Raw genomic sequence first — 16,154 nt, forward strand, 5'->3', positions numbered from 1 at the left:
CGCTAGCGGCCTGCGCGCATCAGTGCGGCCAGGCTGGCGGCCAGCTGGCCGAGTGCGCTCAGATTGTGGACCGCCAGCATCGCATCTGCATGGCGGTGCAGCATGGCCGCACCACGCGCAAGGGGAGCGTAGCCCTCGAAGCGCAGCAGCGGGTTCAGCCACAGCACGCGCCGCGCATGGCGCTTGAGCCAGCGCAGCTCCTGGTCCAGCACCGCCGGCTCGCCCGTGTCCAGGCCATCGCTGATGACCAGCACCAGCGTGCGCCGGCCGGTGAGGCGGCGTGCATGCCCCCGGCGCAGCTCGGCCAGTGAATCGCCCAGCCGGGTACCACCGGCGAAATCGGCGATGGCCGCGCCGGCCGCCATCAGCATCGCGTCGGTGTCGCCGAGGCCGAAGGCGGGTGTCAGGTCGGTCAGGCGGGTGCCGAAGGCGAACACGTCTCGGCGCCCGGCACGGCGGGTGGCTGCATGCAGAAAGGCCAGCAGCAGGCGCGCATAGCGCTCCATCGAGCCCGACACGTCGATCAGCACCAGCAGCGGCAGCGGCTGGGTGCGGCGTTCGAGCCGCGGCAGCCGCACCATTTCGCCGCCGTGGCGCGCCGCCTGCTGCAGCACGCCCGGCCAGTGCATGCGCGTAGGGTGCCCACTGCCCGATGCCACCCGCAGGCGGCGCGACGGCAGCCGCGGCACGGGCAAGGCGACGTCGCGTGCCAGCCGCTCGACCAGCCGGTACTCGGCCGCACCGAGGGCGTTGAAGTCGGCATGGTGCAGGCGCTGCAGGTCGCTGGCCGTCATGGCGGCGTCGAAGTCGACCTCGCGCTCGCCCTGCACCGGCGCATCGGCGTCGCGCGGTGCGGCCAACGCCTCGCGCACCCGCGGGCGGCGCTTGGCCGGCTCCATCTTTCCCTCGGCACTCGGCAGCATCTGCGCCAGCATCTTGTTGGCGAGTTCGGGATCGCGGAACCAGGCGTCGAAGAGTTCGCGGAAGACGGCGCGGTCCTGCTCGCGGCTGACCATCACCGCCTCCATCGCCGCGCAGAGGTCGTCGCGCACACCGACGCCGACCAGCACCGCCGCTTCGGTCGCAAGCGCGATGCGCGATGCGTCGGTCGACACGCCGGCACGGCGCAGGGCACGGCCGAAGCCGGCAATGTTGCCGGGCAACTTGCCGGTGCGCGCGTCGCCCAGCTGTTCCATGCCGGCACGGCGCCCGTCAGGCGCCGCCCTCCTCCGGCTTCAGCAGCTCGGCGGCCAGGCCGTGCGTCACCGCCGCCACGTCGTCGCGCTGCTTGAACAGGATGCCGGCGGTGTCGACCACCACCTCGGGGTCGAGCACCAGCGCATCGAGCGCGACCAGCGCGCGCGCCCATTCCACGCTCTCGGCGATGCCGGGCGCGCGCTGGAAGGCGCTGACAAAAGGCGCGCTGCGCAGCCGGCCGACGAAGTCCGCCACCTGCTTCGACAGCGCCTCGCCGGCCTCGGGCACCTGCGCGCGCACGATGGCCAGTTCGCGCTCCCGCTCGGGGTAGTCGAGCCAGTGGTAAAGGCAGCGCCGCTTGACCGCGTCGTTGAGGTCGCGGGTGCGGTTGCTGGTGAGGAGGGTGACCGGTGGCACCAGCGCCTTGACGGTACCGAGCTCCGGAATGCTCACCTGGTACTCGCCCAGGTACTCGAGCAGGAAGGCCTCGAAGGGCTCGTCGGCGCGGTCGACCTCGTCGATCAGCAGCACTGCGCCGGGCGCCGGCGCCTGCAACGCCTGCAGCAGCGGGCGGCGGATCAGGTAGCGGGGCTGGTAGACCTCGGACTCGATGTCATGCGATGCACCGCTCGCTTCGGCCGCGCGCATGTGCAACAACTGCGCGGCGTAGTTCCATTCGTAGAGCGCCTCGCGCTGCTCCAGGCCGTCGTAGCACTGCAGGCGCAGCAGCTCACGACGCAGCGCGACCGACAGCGCCTTGGCGAGTTCGGTCTTGCCGACGCCGGGCTCCCCTTCGAGCAGCAGCGGGCGCTGCAGCTTGAGCGCCAGGAAGACGGCAGTGGCGAGGCGCCGGTCGGCGAAATAACCGGCCTGCTGCAGGCCGGCAACGACCGCGTCGATGCTGGAGAAGATCACCCGCGCATCAACCCAGCGCGGCACGGACGGCGCGTTGCGTCAGCACGCTGATCAGGTTGGCCCGGTACGGCGCCGAGGCATGCAGATCGCTGTTGAGATCGCTCGAATCGATCGTCACCGTGGCAGCGGATTCGGGCGTGAAGCTCTGGTTGAGCGCGTCTTCCAACCCGGTGTGCCGAAACACGCCGTTGCCCGCCCCGGTGATGGCCACCCGCACGCCCGCGTCGTACTGCGCCACGAACACGCCCACCAGCGGGAAGTGCGACGCCTTCTGGCGCAGCTTCTCGTAGTGCGCGCGCTTCGGGACGGGAAAGCGGATCGCGGTGATCAGCTCGCCCTCTTCCAGCGCGGTGGTGAACAGGCCCAGGAAGAAGTCGTCGGCCGTGATCTCGCGCTTGTCGGTGACCACCGTCGCGCCGGAGGCCAGCACGGCGGCCGGGTAGCAGGCGGCCGGGTCGTTGTTCGCGACCGAGCCGCCGAGCGTGCCCATGGCGCGCACCTGCCGGTCGCCGATGCGCGAAGCCAGGTCGGCCAGCGCGGGATACGCCGCCTTGACCGCGGCGTCGTTCGCCACGGCCAGGTGGCGCGCCATCGCGCCGATGACCAGCGTGTCGCCGTCCTGCCCGATGCCGGCCAGCTCGGCGATGCCGCCGAGGTCGACCAGTTGTTCCGGCGCAGAGAGCCGCAGCTTCATCGAGGCGAGCAATGTCTGCCCGCCGGCCAGCGGCTTGCCGCCGGCGGCAGCGAGCTTCGCGGCATCGGCCACGCTGGCCGGACGTTCGAGGGTGAAGGGGTACATGGTGTGGTCCTGAGTAACTGGGATCAGGCGGCCGGACGGCCCTGGGTGCTCGCGGCGAGCGACGGCGTCTGCGGCTGCTGCGTCGGCGTGGTGGCGCCCTTCTGCATCGCCTCCCACACGCGGTGCGGCGACGCGGGCATGTCGAAGTCCTTCACGCCGAGCGGCGCCAGCGCATCGAGCACGGCGTTGATGACGGCCGGCGGCGAGCCGATGGCGCCCGCCTCGCCGCAGCCCTTGGAGCCGATCGGGTTGTGGGTGCAGGGCGTGCTCAGGGTGTCGAGCGTGAACATCGGGAAGTCCTCGGCGCGCGGCATGGCGTAGTCCATGAAGCTGCCGGTGAGCAGCTGGCCCGTTTCGTTGTCGTACACGCAGTTTTCCATCAGTGCCTGGCCGATGCCCTGCACGATGCCGCCGTGCACCTGGCCCTCGACGATCATCGGGTTGACGATGGTGCCGAAGTCGTCCACCGCGGTGAAGCGGTCGATGGTGACCTCGCCGGTGCCCTTGTCGATTTCGACTTCGCAGATGTAGGTGCCGGCCGGGTAGGTGAAGTTGGTCGGGTCGTAGAAGGCCGTCTCGTTCAGGCCCGGCTCCAGCTTGTCGAGCGGGTAGTTGTGCGGCACATAGGCCGTCAGCGCCACCTGGCCGAACGGGATCTTCTTGTCGGTGCCCTTCACGGTGAACTCGCCGTTGGCGAATTCGATGTCGGCGTCGCTCGCCTCCATCAGGTGCGCGGCGATCTTCTTGGCCTTGGTCTCGATCTTGTCGAGCGCCTTCATGATCGCCGTGCCGCCGACCGACAGCGAGCGCGATCCATACGTGCCCATGCCGAAGGGCACGCGGCCGGTGTCACCGTGCACGATGTCGACGTTCTCGACCGGAATGCCCAGGCGCGCCGCCACCAGCTGCGCGAAGGTCGTTTCGTGGCCCTGGCCGTGGCTGTGCGAGCCGGTGAACACGGTCACGCTGCCGGTCGGGTGCACCCGCACCTCGCCCGCTTCGAACAGGCCGGCACGCGCACCGAGCGCGCCCGCCACGTTCGACGGCGCCAGGCCGCAGGCCTCGATGTAGCTGGAGTAGCCGATGCCGCGCAGCTTGCCCTGGCGTTCGCTCTCGGCCTTGCGGGCGGCGAAGCCTGCGACCTCCGCCAGTTCGTTGGCGCGGTCGAGCAGCGCCGGAAAGTTGCCCGTGTCGTACTGCAGCGCCACTGGCGTCTGGTACGGAAAGCTGGTGATCATGTTGCGGCGACGGATCTCGTCCTGCCCCAGCTTCAGTTCCCACGCACACCGCGACACCAGCCGCTCCAGCAGGTAGGTGGCCTCGGGCCGCCCCGCACCGCGGTAGGCATCGACGGGCGCGGTGTTGGTGAACCACGCATCGACCTCCACGTAGATCTGCGGCGTGGCGTACTGGCCGGCCAGCAAGGTCGCGTAGAGGATCGTCGGGATGGCCGTCGAGAAAGTCGAGAGGTAGGCGCCGAGGTTGGCGTCGGTGTGCACGCGGAGCGCGAGGAACTTGCCGTCCTTGTCGAGCGCCATTTCGGCATGGCTCACATGATCACGGCCGTGCGCGTCGGACAGAAAGCACTCCGAGCGCTCGCCCGTCCACTTGATGCTGCGGTTGAGCTGCTTGGCGGCCCATGTCAGGCACACATCTTCGGCATAGAGGTAGATCTTGGAGCCGAATCCTCCCCCCACGTCGGGTGCGATGACGCGCACCTTGTGCTCGGGCAGGCCCAGCACGAAGGCCGTCATCAGCAGGCGCTCGACGTGCGGGTTCTGGTTCGAGACGTAGAGCACGTACTCCTCGGTCGCGCGGCTGTAGTTGCCGATGGCGACGCGCGGCTCGATCGGGTTGGGCACCAGGCGGTTGTTGACCAGGTCCAGCTTCGTCACATGGGCCGCGTTGGTGAAGGCCGCATCGACCGCGCCCTTGTCGCCCAGCGTCCACTTGTAGCACTGGTTGTCGGGCGCCTCGTCGTGGAGGGTGACGCCGCTCTGCTTTTTCGCGGCGTCGGCCACGCTCACCAGCGCCGGGTGTACGTCGTAGTCGACCACCACCGCCTCGGCGGCGTTCTTCGCCTGCTCGACGGTCTCGGCCACGACCATCGCGACATGGTCGCCGACGTAGCGCACCTTCTTGATCGCGAGGATCGGGTGCAGCGGCTCCTTCATCGGCGTGCCGTCGGGGTTGTTGATGAGCCAGCCGCAGGGCAGCCCGCCCATCTTCCCTTCGATGTCCTTGCCGCTGAAGATGCCGATCACGCCGGGCATCTTCGACGCCTCGGCGATGTCGACCGACTTGATGGTGGCGTGGGCGTGCGGCGAGCGCACGAAGATGGCATGGCTCTGTGCGGCCATGGTCACGTCGTCGGTGTAGTTGCCGGCGCCGGTCAGGAAGCGGTAGTCCTCCTTGCGGCGGACCGCCTCGCCGATGTGCGGGAGGTTGGCGAAATCGGATGCACCCATGGTGTGCTCCTCAGGCCGCGGCCGTTGTGGATGCGGCGGCCATGTCCTTGCCACCCATCTGCACGGCCTTCACGATGTTCTGGTAGCCGGTACAGCGGCAGAGGTTGCCGTCGAGCAGCGAACGGATCTCGGTCTCGCTGGAATTCGGGTGGTAAGTGCACAGGTCGATGGCGCTCATCACCATGCCCGGGGTGCAGAAGCCGCACTGCAGGCCGTGGCACTCCTTGAAGGCGGCCTGCATCGGGTGCATCGTTCCGTCGGGCTGGGCAATGCCCTCGATGGTCGTGATCTCGGCACCGGCCACCTGCGCCACCAGCACGTTGCACGACTTGATGGCACGGCCGTTGACATGCACCGTGCAGGCGCCGCACTGCGCGGTGTCGCAGCCCACGTGCGTGCCGGTCAGATGCAGATGCTCGCGGATCGCCTGCACGAGGAAGGTGTTGGGGGCTGCGTCGACCGTGGCCGCCCGGCCGTTGACGGTGAAAGAAACCTGCATTTGGCTGTCTCCGTGAGGTGATGGCTGAGGAAAGCGAAGGGCATCTTGGACGCCGAGCCGACCCGACATCCTAGGCAAAACCCTAGACGCTTGCAGCCCCGCTTCGAAATTCTCAAAATGGAACAGCGCGCATCCTGCGTGCGACTCTCACCGCCCTCCCGCCTCCCATGATCATCGTCCACCCGCCGACCGCCGACGGCCCCCGCACGCTGTCCATTGCCCGGGCGCGGCGCGCCTGCATCGACGGCGCGGCCGGCGTCGCTGCGGTGCAGGCAGAGCCGTGGCTCGTGCGCTCGTGGCAGCGCTGCCTGGCCGCCGGTCAGCGGCCGCAGCAGCCGGTGAGCTTCAACACGGTGGCCCGCACGGCGACACGCGATGCGAGCGAACGGCACCGGGCACTGATCGGCGCCGCCCGGCCGGTGCTCGAGCGGCTGACGCGCGCCATCGCGGACACCCGCTACTTCGCCATCCTGACCGACGCCGACGGCATCGTGATCGATGTCGGCACGCTGCCCGGTGGCAGCGACGAAGCGGTGCGCCGCGCCCGCGACATCGGCCGCGTCGGCGTCGACCTGTCGGAGCGCGCGGTCGGCACCACCGCCATCGGTGCCGTGCTGGCCGAGCAGGCGCCGGTGTGGCTGCACCGCGCGGAGCATTTCTTCGACGACGCCGGCATGTACAGCTGCGCCGGCGCCCCGCTGTTCGGCCCGCAGGGCGACTGCGTCGGCATGCTCGACCTGACCGGCGTGCAGGTGGTCGAGCGGCCGGAGCTGCGGCACCTGGCGATGCTGTCGGCCCGCGGCATCGAGAACGCGCTGGTGCGGGCGCAGCCGCATGCGCTGCTGTTGCGTCTGAACTGGCCCGGCTGCCCGGGCGGCGATGACGGCGACGGCCTGCTCGGCCTCGACGCCGACGGCCGCGTGGTCGCCGGCAACGGAACCGCGCGCCAGATGCTGCAACTGCCGCTCGCGCGCGGCCGCGAGCCCGGTGCGGCGGCCTGCCATGCGAGCGAGCTGTTCGCGCTACCGGCCGACATGCTGTGGGACGCGGCACGCCGCGGCGAGCCGATCGACGTGCCGCTCTGGTCCGGCCTGCGGCTGCAGGCCTGGCCGCAACGGGCCGGTACGGCCCCGGTGCTGCCGACCCCTGCCCAGCGGCCGCGGCTGCGCGAGGTGGAGGCGGCACTGATCCGCAAGGCGGTGGACGACGCGCGCGGCAACGTCGCCGAGGCGGCTCGGACGCTGGGCATCAGCCGTGCGACGGTGTACCGAAAGCTGGCTCCCCGCGGCCGTTAGTCCTCGGGGGTCCATTCCACCTGCGCGCCGAGGCTGCGCAGGTTCTCGACGAAGCCCGGGTGGGCGCGCCGGATCGGCGCCGCGTTGCGGATCTCCGAACGGCCTTCGATGCTGGCGGCGACCATGAAGAGCGCGATCGCCACGCGGATGATGTAGGGGCTCTCGACCACCGCCGGCGAGAGCGGCATGCCGCCGAAGGTCACCAGCCGGTGCGGATCGGCCGAGAACACATGGGCGCCGAACTTCGAGAGCTCGCCGGTCCAGCCCAGCGCACCGTCGTACACCTTGTTCCAGAACATCGCATTGCCTTCGGCCCGCACGCCCAGCGCGATGAAGATCGGCAGCAGGTCGACCGGGAAGTAGGGCCAGGGCGCGGCCTCGACCTTGGTCAGCACGTTGCTGGTGAAGGGCGTCTGCACCTTCAGCGGCCCGGTGCGCCGCGCGTGCGACCAGCCGCCCTCGTGCGTGATCTGGACGCCGAACTTGGCGAAGGTGCGGTCGATCAGCGGGAAGTTCTGCGGCGCCGTGTTGCGCACCACCACGTCGCCGCCGGTGATGGCACCCAGGGCAAGGAAGGTCGTGATCTCGTGGAAGTCTTCGTCGAAGCGGAACTCGCCGCCGCGCAGCACGCCGCCGCCGTGCACCGTGAGGCGCGAGGTGCCGATGCCGTCGATGCGCACGCCGATCAGCGTCATGAAGCGGCAGAACTCCTGCACATGCGGCTCGCAGGCGGCATTGGTCAGCGTCGAGCTTCCGTCGGCACTCGCCGCGCACAGCACGAAGTTCTCGGTGGTGGTGACCGAGGCGTAGTCGAGCCAGTGGTCGTTCGGCCGCAGCCGGCCGCCGCAGCGCACCATCAGCGAGCCCTCGGCGCGCTCGACCTCGCTGCCGAAATGGCGGAACACCTCCACATGCGGATCGATCTCGCGCACGCCCAGCGTGCAGCCCTTGACGTTGTCCTCCAGCCGGGCGACGCCGAAGCGCGCGAGCAGCGGCGGCACCAGCATGATGGACGAGCGCATCTCCTCCGGCAGCCGGTGGCGCGCGGCGTCGAAGCGGGTGGCGCGGTGGTGCAGGTCGAGCGTGCCGCTGGCATGGTCCATCCGCACGTCGCTGCCGAGAGTGCGGAAGATGTCGAGGATCTTGCGCACGTCGGTGATGTCCGGCACGCCCAACAGCCGCAGCGGCTCGCTGCTGAGCAAGGTGGCGCAGAGCACCGGCAGCACGGCGTTCTTGTTGGCCGAGGGGTCGATGCGGCCACGCAGCGGCAGGCCGCCGTGCACGATGAGGTTGGACATGATGAAGGGCGCTGCAGGCGCGTCGGGAGGAGGACGGGGGGAAGACTGGGGGGAAGAACGGCCGCCACTGTACCGCCGCCCTCGGCGCGCCGCCCGCGCCCTTCAGGCGTTCAGTCCCTTCATGCCTTCCTCGGTGTAGCGCCCGCCCGCCGCCACGCCGATCGGCAGCGCCGCGGCGATGCGCGCCAGTTCGTCCGCCGTCAGCGCCAAATCGAGCGCGCCGAGGTTCTCGTCGAGGTAGCGGATGCGCTTGGTGCCGGGGATCGGTATCACGTCCTCGCCCTGCGCCAGCAGCCAGGCGAGCGCCAGCTGCGCCGGCGTGCCGGCCTTCTCTTGGGCGATGGCCTTCACCGTGTCGACGATGCGCTGGTTCTGCGCCTGGTGCTCGTCGGCGAAGCGGGGGTTCTGGCGGCGGAAGTCCTTCTCGTCGAGACTGTCCGTGCGCACCTGCCCGGTGAGGAAGCCGCGCCCCAGCGGGCTGTAGGCGCAGAAGGCGGCACCGACCTCGCGGCAGGCCTGCAGCACGCCCTGCTCGGGGTCGCGCGTCCAGAGCGAATACTCGCTCTGCACCGCCGCGATCGGGTGGATCGCCGCGGCGCGGCGCAGCGTGTCGGGCGACACCTCCGACAGGCCGATGGCGCGGACCTTGCCTGCCTTCACCAGGTCGGCCAGGGCGCCGACGGAATCTTCCAGCGGGGTCTCGAGGTTGAGGCGGTGCGCGTAGTAGAGGTCGATCGTCTCGGTGCCCAGCCGGCGGAGCGAGGCCTCGCACGCCGAGCGGATGTAGGCGGGTGAGTTGTCGACCCGCCGCTCGTAGCTGCCCGGCTTGCGCACCAGCCCGAACTTGGTGGCAATGGTGACGCGCTCGCGCTTGCCCTTCAGGAAGCGGCCGAGCAGTTCCTCGTTGTGACCGAAGCCGTAGGCGTCGGCGGTGTCGAACAGCGTCACGCCGCGTGCGAAGGCATGCGCGAGCGTGGCCAGGGACTGGGTGTCGTCGGTGCTGCCGTAGAACTCCGACATGCCCATGCATCCGAGGCCGAGGGCGCCGACGACGAGGCCGCTGCCGCCGATGGAACGTTGCTTCATGCTGCTTTCTCCAGGGGTTTCGCGGCCTGCTCGGCCGCATGGTGGGTGCATTCTCGAAGTGGAAGTGCACTCGAAGTCAAGCCCCGAATCGCGCGGTGTCTGGCACCGTGCGCCCTGCCCTAGACTGCGCAGCGTTTGCCCCCTCTCCGGAGCCCCGCATGCACGCTCGCCGCACCGCCCGCTGCTTTTCGCCCTCGCTGCTGGCAGCCTGCCTGTGGCTGGGCGCATGCGCCAGTCCGCCGGCCCCGGAAGTTCGGACCGATTCGCTGGGCCTGCAACTCGTGCGCATCCCGGCCGGCGAGTTCCTCATGGGCAGCGACGAAGCCCCACAGGTGCTGGCACAGGCCTTTCCGGCCTACGACCCGGCCCGCTTCGCGCAACTCGGCGACGAGTCGCCGGTACACCGCGTGCGGATCACGCGGGCCTTCTGGATCGGGCGGCATGAAGTGACGGTCGGGCAGTTCCGCCGCTTCCTCGAGGCTTCGGGCCACGTGCCCGAATCGGTGGCCGACGGCACCGGCGGCTACGGCTTCAACCCGGCCTACGACCCGGCCACCTCGGCGCGCGGCGATGCCTTCGAGGGACGCGACCCGAAGTACGCCTGGCGCAACCCCGGCTTTGCGCAAAGCGACGACCATCCGGTGGTCAACGTGAGCTGGAACGACGCGGTCGCCATGGCCCGCTGGCTGACGCAGCAGGAAGGCGCGACCTACCGCCTGCCGACCGAGGCCGAGTGGGAGTACGCCGCACGCGCGGGAAGCCGCAGCCGATTCCACGGCGGCGACGCGCCGGAGACCCTGCTGCAGACGGGCAACGTGTTCGATGCCGATGCGGCGGTGAACTGGCCACGCTGGCTGGCCTATGCACTCCAGGGCCATGACGGCCATGCATTCACCGCACCGGTCGGCCGCTTCGCACCGAATGCCTTCGGCCTCTACGACATGCACGGCAACGTGTGGGAATGGTGCGCCGACTGGCATGCCGACGACTACTACGCGCGCTCGCCGGTGGACGATCCGCCGGGGCCGGCCGAGGGCAGCGTGCGGGTGCGCCGCGGCGGCTCGTGGCACACCTGGGCCTTCTATGCGCGCTCGTCTTTCCGCAACTGGAATTCGCCGGAGACGCGCTACACGCTGCTGGGCTTCCGCCTGCTGCGCGAGCTGTCGGTCGACGAGGCCGCTGCCCTAGCGCACCTCAGCCCGGCAGCGCGACCACCAGCGCCGATTCGTCCAGCGCCACCGCGGCCCGCTGCCGAACCCGCAGGCCGCTGACGGGGGGGGCGAAGCCGACGAGTTGCAGGCCGCCGTCGAGCGTGACGGCGATCTCGTCGCCGCCCTCGCCGCGCAAGGCCCGGCCGACGCGCCCCTCCAGCCGGTTGCCCGTCGCGCCACGCCGGGCTGGCGCCGCCGCATCGAAGCGCTCCACGCGCACCGCGGTCGCCTTGCACAGCGCGATCACGGCCATGCCCACCTGCAGGCCCAGCAGTTCGGCGCTCTCCTGCGTGATGCGCGCCGCGATGGCGTTGCTGGCGCCCAGGTGCATCCGCACGCGCACCGTGCGGCCGGTGGCCTCGATCGTGTCGATCGTCGCCGGCAGCTGGTTGCGCATGCTGGTGCGCACCGCCAGCCGCGCGATGGTGGCGTCGGCCTGGGCGCCGGCTTCGGCACCGCCGGCGGACCAGCGCGCATGCACTTCGCGCCGTGCGGCGTCGAGTGCGTCGGCCAGCTCCAGCAGATGGCCACCGTGCGCCGTGAGCAAGGCGCCGCCCCCGCCCGCGCCACCGACGGCGCGTTCGACCAGCGGTACGCCTGCCAGGTTAGTCAGCGTGTCGATGGCCTGCCACGCAGCCTTGTAGCTCACGCCGGCCTCACGCGCGGCCTGCGAGATGCTGCCGGTGGACGCGATGCCGCGCAGGATGTCGATGCGCTTGTCGCTGGCGCCGTGGCCGAGGGCGTCGATGAATCGGGGGCTGGGCATCGGGGGATTGTGCCGCCCGCGCTACACTGCAGCGCTATTCCTTTCATGAATAGCGCTTCCGCGCCATCGATGCCATGACCCTGCCCCGCACCGCCCGCCTTCTTCTCACCGCCATCGCCGCGTTGCCGGTGCTGTGTCTCTCGCCGGTGGCCAGCGCGGCCGAGGTTCAGGTCGCGGTGGCCGCCAACTTCGCCGCGCCGATGCAGGCCATCGCGGCCGACTTCGAGAAGGCGACCGGCCACCGCGTGGTGCTGGCGTCCGGCGCCACCGGCAAGTTCTACGCGCAGATCAAAAGCGGTGCGCCCTTCGACGTGTTCCTGGCTGCCGACGACGAAACGCCGGCGCGGCTCGACAGCGACAACGCCACCGTCGCCGGCAGCCGCTTCACCTATGCGACCGGCCGGCTTGCCCTGTGGTCGGCCGACCCGGGCCGGGTCGATGCCGAGGGCGCCGTACTCCGGCGCGGCGACTTCAAGCACATCGCTCTGGCCTCGCCCAAGCTGGCACCTTATGGCGCGGCCGCGCTCGAGACGATGACGAAGCTGGGCCTGCTGGCGTCGCTGCAGCCGAAGTTGGTGCAGGGCGAGAGCATCGGCCAGACCTACACCTTCGTGGCCAGCGGCAATGCCGAACTCGGCTTCGTCGCGCTGTCGCAGGTGTGGGAGAACGGCAAGGTCAAGAGCGGCTCGGCCTGGGTGGTGCCGGCCGCGCTGCATGCGCCGATCCGGCAGGATGCGGTGCTGCTCGCGCGCGGCAAGGACAACGCCGCGGCCACCGCATTGATGACCTTCCTGCGCTCGGACGCCGCCAAGGCCGTGATCCGCGCGTTCGGCTACGAGGTCTGACGCGGGCCGCACGATGGCGTTCGCCTCCACGCTCGGCGCCATTGCGCTCACCCTCAAGCTCGCGGCCCTCACGACCGCGATCCTGCTGGTTCTGGGCACGCCGCTGGCGTGGTGGCTGGCGCGCACGCGCTCGGCCTGGAAGGGAGCAGTCGGCGCGTTGGTGGCGTTGCCGATCGTGCTGCCGCCGACCGTGATCGGCTTCTACTTCCTGGTGACGATGGGCCCGACCGGGCCGATCGGCCAGTTCACGCAGTGGCTCGGCCTGGGCCTGCTGCCCTTCACCTTCGCGGGCCTGGTGGCCGGCTCGGTGGTGTATTCGCTGCCCTTCGTGGTGCAGCCCCTTCAAAACGCGTTCGAAGCCATCGGCGACCCGGTGCTCGAAGCGGCCGCGACGCTGCGCGCTTCCCCGCTCGACAGCTTCTTCAGCGTGGCCCTCCCGCTGGCGAAGCCGGGCTATCTGACCGCCATCGTGATGGGCTTTGCCCACACCGTCGGCGAGTTCGGCGTGGTGCTGATGATCGGCGGCAACATCCCCGAGCGCACGCGCGTGGTGTCGGTGCTGATCTACGACCATGTGGAGGCACTCGAGTACGCGCAGGCACACTGGCTTGCCGCCGGCATGGTGCTGTTCTCGTTCGCCGTGCTGCTGGCGCTGTACGCGCTCAACCCGACCGGGCAACGCCGATGACGACGCGAGCGAGCACCGGCGGCGTGCAGGCGCGGCTGCAGCTGGCCTACCCCGGCGGCTTCGACCTGGACGTCGACCTCGACCTGCCCGGCCGGGGCGTGAGCGCGCTGTCGGGCCCCTCGGGCTGCGGCAAGACCACCTGCCTGCGCGCGATCGCCGGGCTGGTGGCGGTGCCGGCGGGCCGCGTGGTGGTCAATGGCGAGGTCTGGCAAGAAGAAGGCGTTGGCAGCCTGCCGACGCACCGACGTGCGCTGGGCTACGTGTTCCAGGAAACCCGCCTGTTCCCGCACCTGGACGTGCAGCGCAACATCGCCTTCGGCATGAAGCGGGTCGACGCTGCGGCGCGTCGTGTGTCGCTCGAGCAGGCGGTGGACCTGCTGGGCCTCGGCCCGCTGCTTGCGCGCCGCCCGGACACGCTCTCGGGCGGCGAGCGGCAACGCGTGGGCATCGCGCGGGCGCTGGCGACCAGCCCGCGGCTGCTGCTGATGGACGAACCGCTCGCCTCGCTCGATCAGCAGCGCAAGCGCGAGATCCTGCCCTACCTCGAGCGGCTGCACGCCGAGCTCGACATCCCGGTGCTCTATGTGAGCCACGCGCCGGAGGAGATCGCGCGGCTGGCCGATCATCTGGTGCTGATGGAAGGCGGCCGCGTGCTGGCGAGCGGGCCGGTCGAGCAGCTGTTGACCCGGCTCGACCTGCCGCTCGCGCACGGCGATGTGGCCGCATCGGTGATCGCCGCCACCGTGGTCGGCCACGACCCGCTCTACGGCCTGGCACAGGTCGCCTTCGACGGCGGAACGCTCTGGCTGCCGCACGACGGCAGTGCGGTCGGGCGCCGGGTGCGGGTGCGCATCCAGGCGCGCGACGTCAGCCTCACGCTGGGCGCGCAGAGCCGCAGCAGCGTGCTCAACATCCTGCCGGCGACGGTGGTCGAACTGGCCGACGACGGACCCGCACAGACCATGGTCGGCCTGGCGGTCGGTCAGGCACGGCTGCTGGCGCGCATCACCCGCAAGTCGCGCGATGCGCTGGCCCTGGCACCGGGCAGCCAGGTGCACGCGCAGGTCAAGGGCGTGGCGATCCTCGATTGAGCCGAGGCACTCAGAGCGCGCAGGTCCGAAAGCCGAAGAAGCCGTCGTCGCGTTCGGGCCGTGCAAAGCCGCGCGCACGCGGCGAGCGCAGCCGCGCGCGGGTGGCGAACGAGGCGCCGCGCAGCACCCGCGCCTGCCCGAAGGCCGGCGCCGGATCGAAGTCGGTGCCGGCGCTCCACGGGTCGGGCCGGTAGCCGGGCCAGGGGCGCAAGGTGCCGGCCGTCCATTCGTGCAGCGCACCCCAGCGAAAGCCGCGGTGCGCACCCGCGTGGGCGGCGATCTCCCATTCGACCTCGGTGGCGATGCGCCGACCGGCCCAACGCGCCCAGGCGTCGGCCTCCCACCAGCTCAGGTGCACCGCGGGCTGGTGGCCGGCGGCCTGCACCACGCGGCCGAAACGGCGCTGCAGGATGGCGCCGCCCTGCCCACGCCGGCTGGCGCCGATCTGCTCGATGTGGCGCGGCGCGCGGCGGCCCTCGACCTGGGCCGCCAACCAGGCCTGGCCGCCGGGCAGCCACAGCTCGCTGCGGTCGTAGCCGCCGTCGTCGACGAACTCGGCGAACTGCTGCCAGCTCACCGGCTGCGCGTCGATCTCGAAGGCGGGCACGTCGACCACCAGCGTGCCGCTGTCCTGCGCGAAGCCGAAGCCGCCCTGGCCTTCGGGCCGGCCGAGCGTCCAGCGCGTGGCCGGCAGCAGCAAGGGCTCGCGCGGCACGGCGGCGAGCGGCGACTCGACGCCGATCGGCAGGCCGAGCGTCTGGGCCGTCACGACCAGCGCCTCGCCGTACCGGTCTTCGTGGAACAGCGCGAGGCGGTAGAAATAGAGCCCGGCCTCAGTCTCGGCGGCACGCTCGAGCAGGTCGAGCGTGCACTCCAGCGTTTCGAGCAGATAGGCACGGGTGGCCTCGGCATCGGGCGACGGGGTGCCGGGCGTCGGTGGCAGCGACCACCAGTCGTCCGCATGCGGTTCGATCGACGCCAGGCGCGTCGGCCGCACCGGACAGTCGATGCCGAAGGCCCGCTGCGTGTTGCGCGCGATCCACCATTCGGAGAACCAGCCGACGTGGCCGGCCAGCCAGGGCGGCAGCAGCACGCCCTCGCCACGCACGACCGGCAGCGCAGCCGAGCCGATGGCATCTTCGGCATCTTCGTAGAGCGAGAGCAGGTGCAGCGTGTGGTTGCGCGCGTCGATCAGCGCCAGCGAGAGCAGTTCGCGGCCGGCCTGGCGCATGTCGGGCGAATCGATCGATTGCGGCAGGAAAAGCGGCGCAGCCATCGCTTCATTATGGTGCTCAGGGAAACCCCCCGACACAGGTCAGGAGCCGCGCAGCATGGCGGCGTTACCATTGCGGGCTTTGTGCCAAGGGCCCGTGGGGCTGCACATTTTCGTCACCTGGTCGGGAGCCCCCTTGTCTGCACTACTCAAGTTTTCGCTCTGGATGGACTGGATCAGCACGCAGCTCGGCAAGGTTGCCGCGTTCACGGTGATGGCCGCCGCACTGATTTCCGCGGGCAACGCCTTCGTGCGCTTCGGCCTCAACAACAGTTCCAACGCCTGGCTCGAAATCCAGTGGTACCTGTTCGCCGCCACGGTCATGCTGGGCGCGCCGGTGGTGCTCAAGCTCAACGAGCATGTGCGCGTGGACATCATCTACGGCAAGCTCAAGGGCCATGGGCCGGTGTATGTGGATCTGTTCGGGCTGCTCTGCTTTCTGCTGCCGGTGATGGGCATCATCGCCTGGCTCAGCTGGCCGCTCTTCTACAGCATGCTGCTGTCCGGCGAAATGTCGAACAATTCGGGCGGCCTGATCCGCTGGCCGGCCATGATGCTGCTGCCGCTGGGCTTTGCCTTGATGTTCCTGCAGGGCGTGTCGGAAGTGATCAAGCGCATCGCCTACCTGATGGGCCTGATCTCGATGGACACGCACTACGAAAAGCCGGTGCAGTGAACTGGACCCACCCCCGAAGCGGCTCACTTCGTGTAGCCGCCTCCCCC

Annotated in this window: 15 protein-coding genes; 6 read left to right on the forward strand and 9 right to left on the reverse strand. The window is 70.4% G+C overall.

What is annotated here, in order from left to right; translation table 11 throughout:
• Positions 1-2 precede the first annotated feature (2 nt).
• The 5 genes from ACSFBE_RS15615 to ACSFBE_RS15635 are packed head-to-tail and all read right to left on the reverse strand — an operon-like array spanning position 3 to position 5,878.
• Positions 3-1,196 (reverse strand): vWA domain-containing protein, encoded by a 1,194-nt coding sequence (locus ACSFBE_RS15615; RefSeq protein WP_435491308.1) that lies wholly within the window; start codon positions 1,194-1,196, stop codon positions 3-5.
• Positions 1,197-1,212: 16 nt separating this feature from the next.
• The gene (locus ACSFBE_RS15620) at positions 1,213-2,112 is read right to left on the reverse strand and encodes an AAA family ATPase (RefSeq protein WP_435491445.1); all 900 of its coding nucleotides are present in this window, start codon (positions 2,110-2,112) and stop codon (positions 1,213-1,215) included.
• 7 nt (positions 2,113-2,119) lie between these two features.
• A complete protein-coding gene (locus tag ACSFBE_RS15625) occupies positions 2,120-2,911 on the reverse strand; it encodes an FAD binding domain-containing protein (protein WP_435491309.1) in 792 nt (263 codons plus the stop codon).
• A gap of 23 nt (positions 2,912-2,934) precedes the next feature.
• On the reverse strand, positions 2,935-5,379 hold the full coding sequence (locus tag ACSFBE_RS15630) for a xanthine dehydrogenase family protein molybdopterin-binding subunit (RefSeq protein ID WP_435491310.1): 2,445 nt from the start codon (positions 5,377-5,379) through the stop codon (positions 2,935-2,937).
• Between the two features lie 10 nt (positions 5,380-5,389).
• Positions 5,390-5,878, reverse strand: a complete 489-nt coding sequence (locus ACSFBE_RS15635; protein WP_435491311.1) for a (2Fe-2S)-binding protein — start codon at positions 5,876-5,878, stop codon at positions 5,390-5,392.
• 167 nt (positions 5,879-6,045) lie between these two features.
• Here ACSFBE_RS15635 and ACSFBE_RS15640 point away from each other — a divergent pair, with 167 nt between their 5' ends.
• Complete coding sequence (locus tag ACSFBE_RS15640) at positions 6,046-7,173, forward strand: helix-turn-helix domain-containing protein (protein WP_435491312.1); 1,128 nt, start codon at positions 6,046-6,048, stop codon at positions 7,171-7,173.
• On the opposite strand, the gene ACSFBE_RS15645 is transcribed toward ACSFBE_RS15640, so the two are convergent.
• Positions 7,170-8,471, reverse strand: coding sequence for a UDP-N-acetylglucosamine 1-carboxyvinyltransferase (locus ACSFBE_RS15645; protein WP_435491313.1), 1,302 nt, complete (start codon positions 8,469-8,471; stop codon positions 7,170-7,172). The two genes, ACSFBE_RS15640 and ACSFBE_RS15645, sit on opposite strands and share 4 nt — an antisense overlap.
• Before the next feature lie 102 nt (positions 8,472-8,573).
• Positions 8,574-9,557 (reverse strand): aldo/keto reductase, encoded by a 984-nt coding sequence (locus tag ACSFBE_RS15650; protein WP_435491314.1) that lies wholly within the window; start codon positions 9,555-9,557, stop codon positions 8,574-8,576.
• A gap of 158 nt (positions 9,558-9,715) precedes the next feature.
• Here ACSFBE_RS15650 and ACSFBE_RS15655 point away from each other — a divergent pair, with 158 nt between their 5' ends.
• On the forward strand, positions 9,716-10,828 hold the full coding sequence (locus tag ACSFBE_RS15655) for a formylglycine-generating enzyme family protein (protein WP_435491315.1): 1,113 nt from the start codon (positions 9,716-9,718) through the stop codon (positions 10,826-10,828).
• Here ACSFBE_RS15655 and ACSFBE_RS15660 read toward each other — a convergent pair.
• Positions 10,752-11,534 (reverse strand): TOBE domain-containing protein, encoded by a 783-nt coding sequence (locus ACSFBE_RS15660; RefSeq protein ID WP_435491316.1) that lies wholly within the window; start codon positions 11,532-11,534, stop codon positions 10,752-10,754. The genes ACSFBE_RS15655 and ACSFBE_RS15660 overlap by 77 nt on opposite strands.
• A gap of 74 nt (positions 11,535-11,608) precedes the next feature.
• Here ACSFBE_RS15660 and modA point away from each other — a divergent pair, with 74 nt between their 5' ends.
• From modA to modC, 3 genes are read left to right on the forward strand one after another with little or no spacing between them, the layout of a single operon-like run.
• A complete protein-coding gene (modA, locus tag ACSFBE_RS15665; RefSeq protein ID WP_435491317.1) occupies positions 11,609-12,379 on the forward strand; it encodes a molybdate ABC transporter substrate-binding protein in 771 nt (256 codons plus the stop codon).
• Between the two features lie 13 nt (positions 12,380-12,392).
• Entirely contained in the window at positions 12,393-13,067 is a 675-nt protein-coding gene (modB, locus tag ACSFBE_RS15670) for a molybdate ABC transporter permease subunit (RefSeq protein WP_435491318.1), read from the forward strand.
• Positions 13,064-14,158 carry a molybdenum ABC transporter ATP-binding protein gene (modC, locus tag ACSFBE_RS15675; protein WP_435491319.1) on the forward strand — a complete coding sequence of 365 codons (1,095 nt, stop codon included), beginning with the start codon at positions 13,064-13,066 and terminating at the stop codon, positions 14,156-14,158. Before modB ends, modC begins: the two co-directional genes overlap by 4 nt.
• Before the next feature lie 10 nt (positions 14,159-14,168).
• Here modC and ACSFBE_RS15680 read toward each other — a convergent pair whose 3' ends face one another.
• Positions 14,169-15,434, reverse strand: a complete 1,266-nt coding sequence (locus ACSFBE_RS15680) for an SUMF1/EgtB/PvdO family nonheme iron enzyme (protein ID WP_435491320.1) — start codon at positions 15,432-15,434, stop codon at positions 14,169-14,171.
• Positions 15,435-15,567: 133 nt separating this feature from the next.
• Here ACSFBE_RS15680 and ACSFBE_RS15685 point away from each other — a divergent pair, with 133 nt between their 5' ends.
• Positions 15,568-16,107 (forward strand): TRAP transporter small permease subunit, encoded by a 540-nt coding sequence (locus tag ACSFBE_RS15685; protein ID WP_435491321.1) that lies wholly within the window; start codon positions 15,568-15,570, stop codon positions 16,105-16,107.
• Positions 16,108-16,154 lie beyond the last annotated feature (47 nt).

This window comes from Variovorax sucrosi (genome assembly GCF_051216635.1).
Taxonomy (GTDB): Bacteria; Pseudomonadota; Gammaproteobacteria; order Burkholderiales; family Burkholderiaceae_C; genus Variovorax.

What these genes read in the sequence shown, in the direction of transcription:
- ACSFBE_RS15615 (WP_435491308.1), bottom strand. Translation starts at nt 1,196, where the DNA reads ATGGAACAGCTGGGCGACGCGCGCACCGGCAAGTTGCCCGGCAACATT.
- ACSFBE_RS15625 (WP_435491309.1), bottom strand. Translation starts at nt 2,911, where the DNA reads ATGTACCCCTTCACCCTCGAACGTCCGGCCAGCGTGGCCGATGCCGCG.
- ACSFBE_RS15630 (WP_435491310.1), bottom strand. Translation starts at nt 5,379, where the DNA reads ATGGGTGCATCCGATTTCGCCAACCTCCCGCACATCGGCGAGGCGGTC.
- ACSFBE_RS15635 (WP_435491311.1), bottom strand. Translation starts at nt 5,878, where the DNA reads ATGCAGGTTTCTTTCACCGTCAACGGCCGGGCGGCCACGGTCGACGCA.
- ACSFBE_RS15640 (WP_435491312.1), top strand. Translation starts at nt 6,046, where the DNA reads ATGATCATCGTCCACCCGCCGACCGCCGACGGCCCCCGCACGCTGTCC.
- ACSFBE_RS15645 (WP_435491313.1), bottom strand. Translation starts at nt 8,471, where the DNA reads ATGTCCAACCTCATCGTGCACGGCGGCCTGCCGCTGCGTGGCCGCATC.
- ACSFBE_RS15650 (WP_435491314.1), bottom strand. Translation starts at nt 9,557, where the DNA reads ATGAAGCAACGTTCCATCGGCGGCAGCGGCCTCGTCGTCGGCGCCCTC.
- ACSFBE_RS15655 (WP_435491315.1), top strand. Translation starts at nt 9,716, where the DNA reads ATGCACGCTCGCCGCACCGCCCGCTGCTTTTCGCCCTCGCTGCTGGCA.
- ACSFBE_RS15660 (WP_435491316.1), bottom strand. Translation starts at nt 11,534, where the DNA reads ATGCCCAGCCCCCGATTCATCGACGCCCTCGGCCACGGCGCCAGCGAC.
- modA (WP_435491317.1), top strand. Translation starts at nt 11,609, where the DNA reads ATGACCCTGCCCCGCACCGCCCGCCTTCTTCTCACCGCCATCGCCGCG.
- modB (WP_435491318.1), top strand. Translation starts at nt 12,393, where the DNA reads ATGGCGTTCGCCTCCACGCTCGGCGCCATTGCGCTCACCCTCAAGCTC.
- modC (WP_435491319.1), top strand. Translation starts at nt 13,064, where the DNA reads ATGACGACGCGAGCGAGCACCGGCGGCGTGCAGGCGCGGCTGCAGCTG.
- ACSFBE_RS15680 (WP_435491320.1), bottom strand. Translation starts at nt 15,434, where the DNA reads ATGGCTGCGCCGCTTTTCCTGCCGCAATCGATCGATTCGCCCGACATG.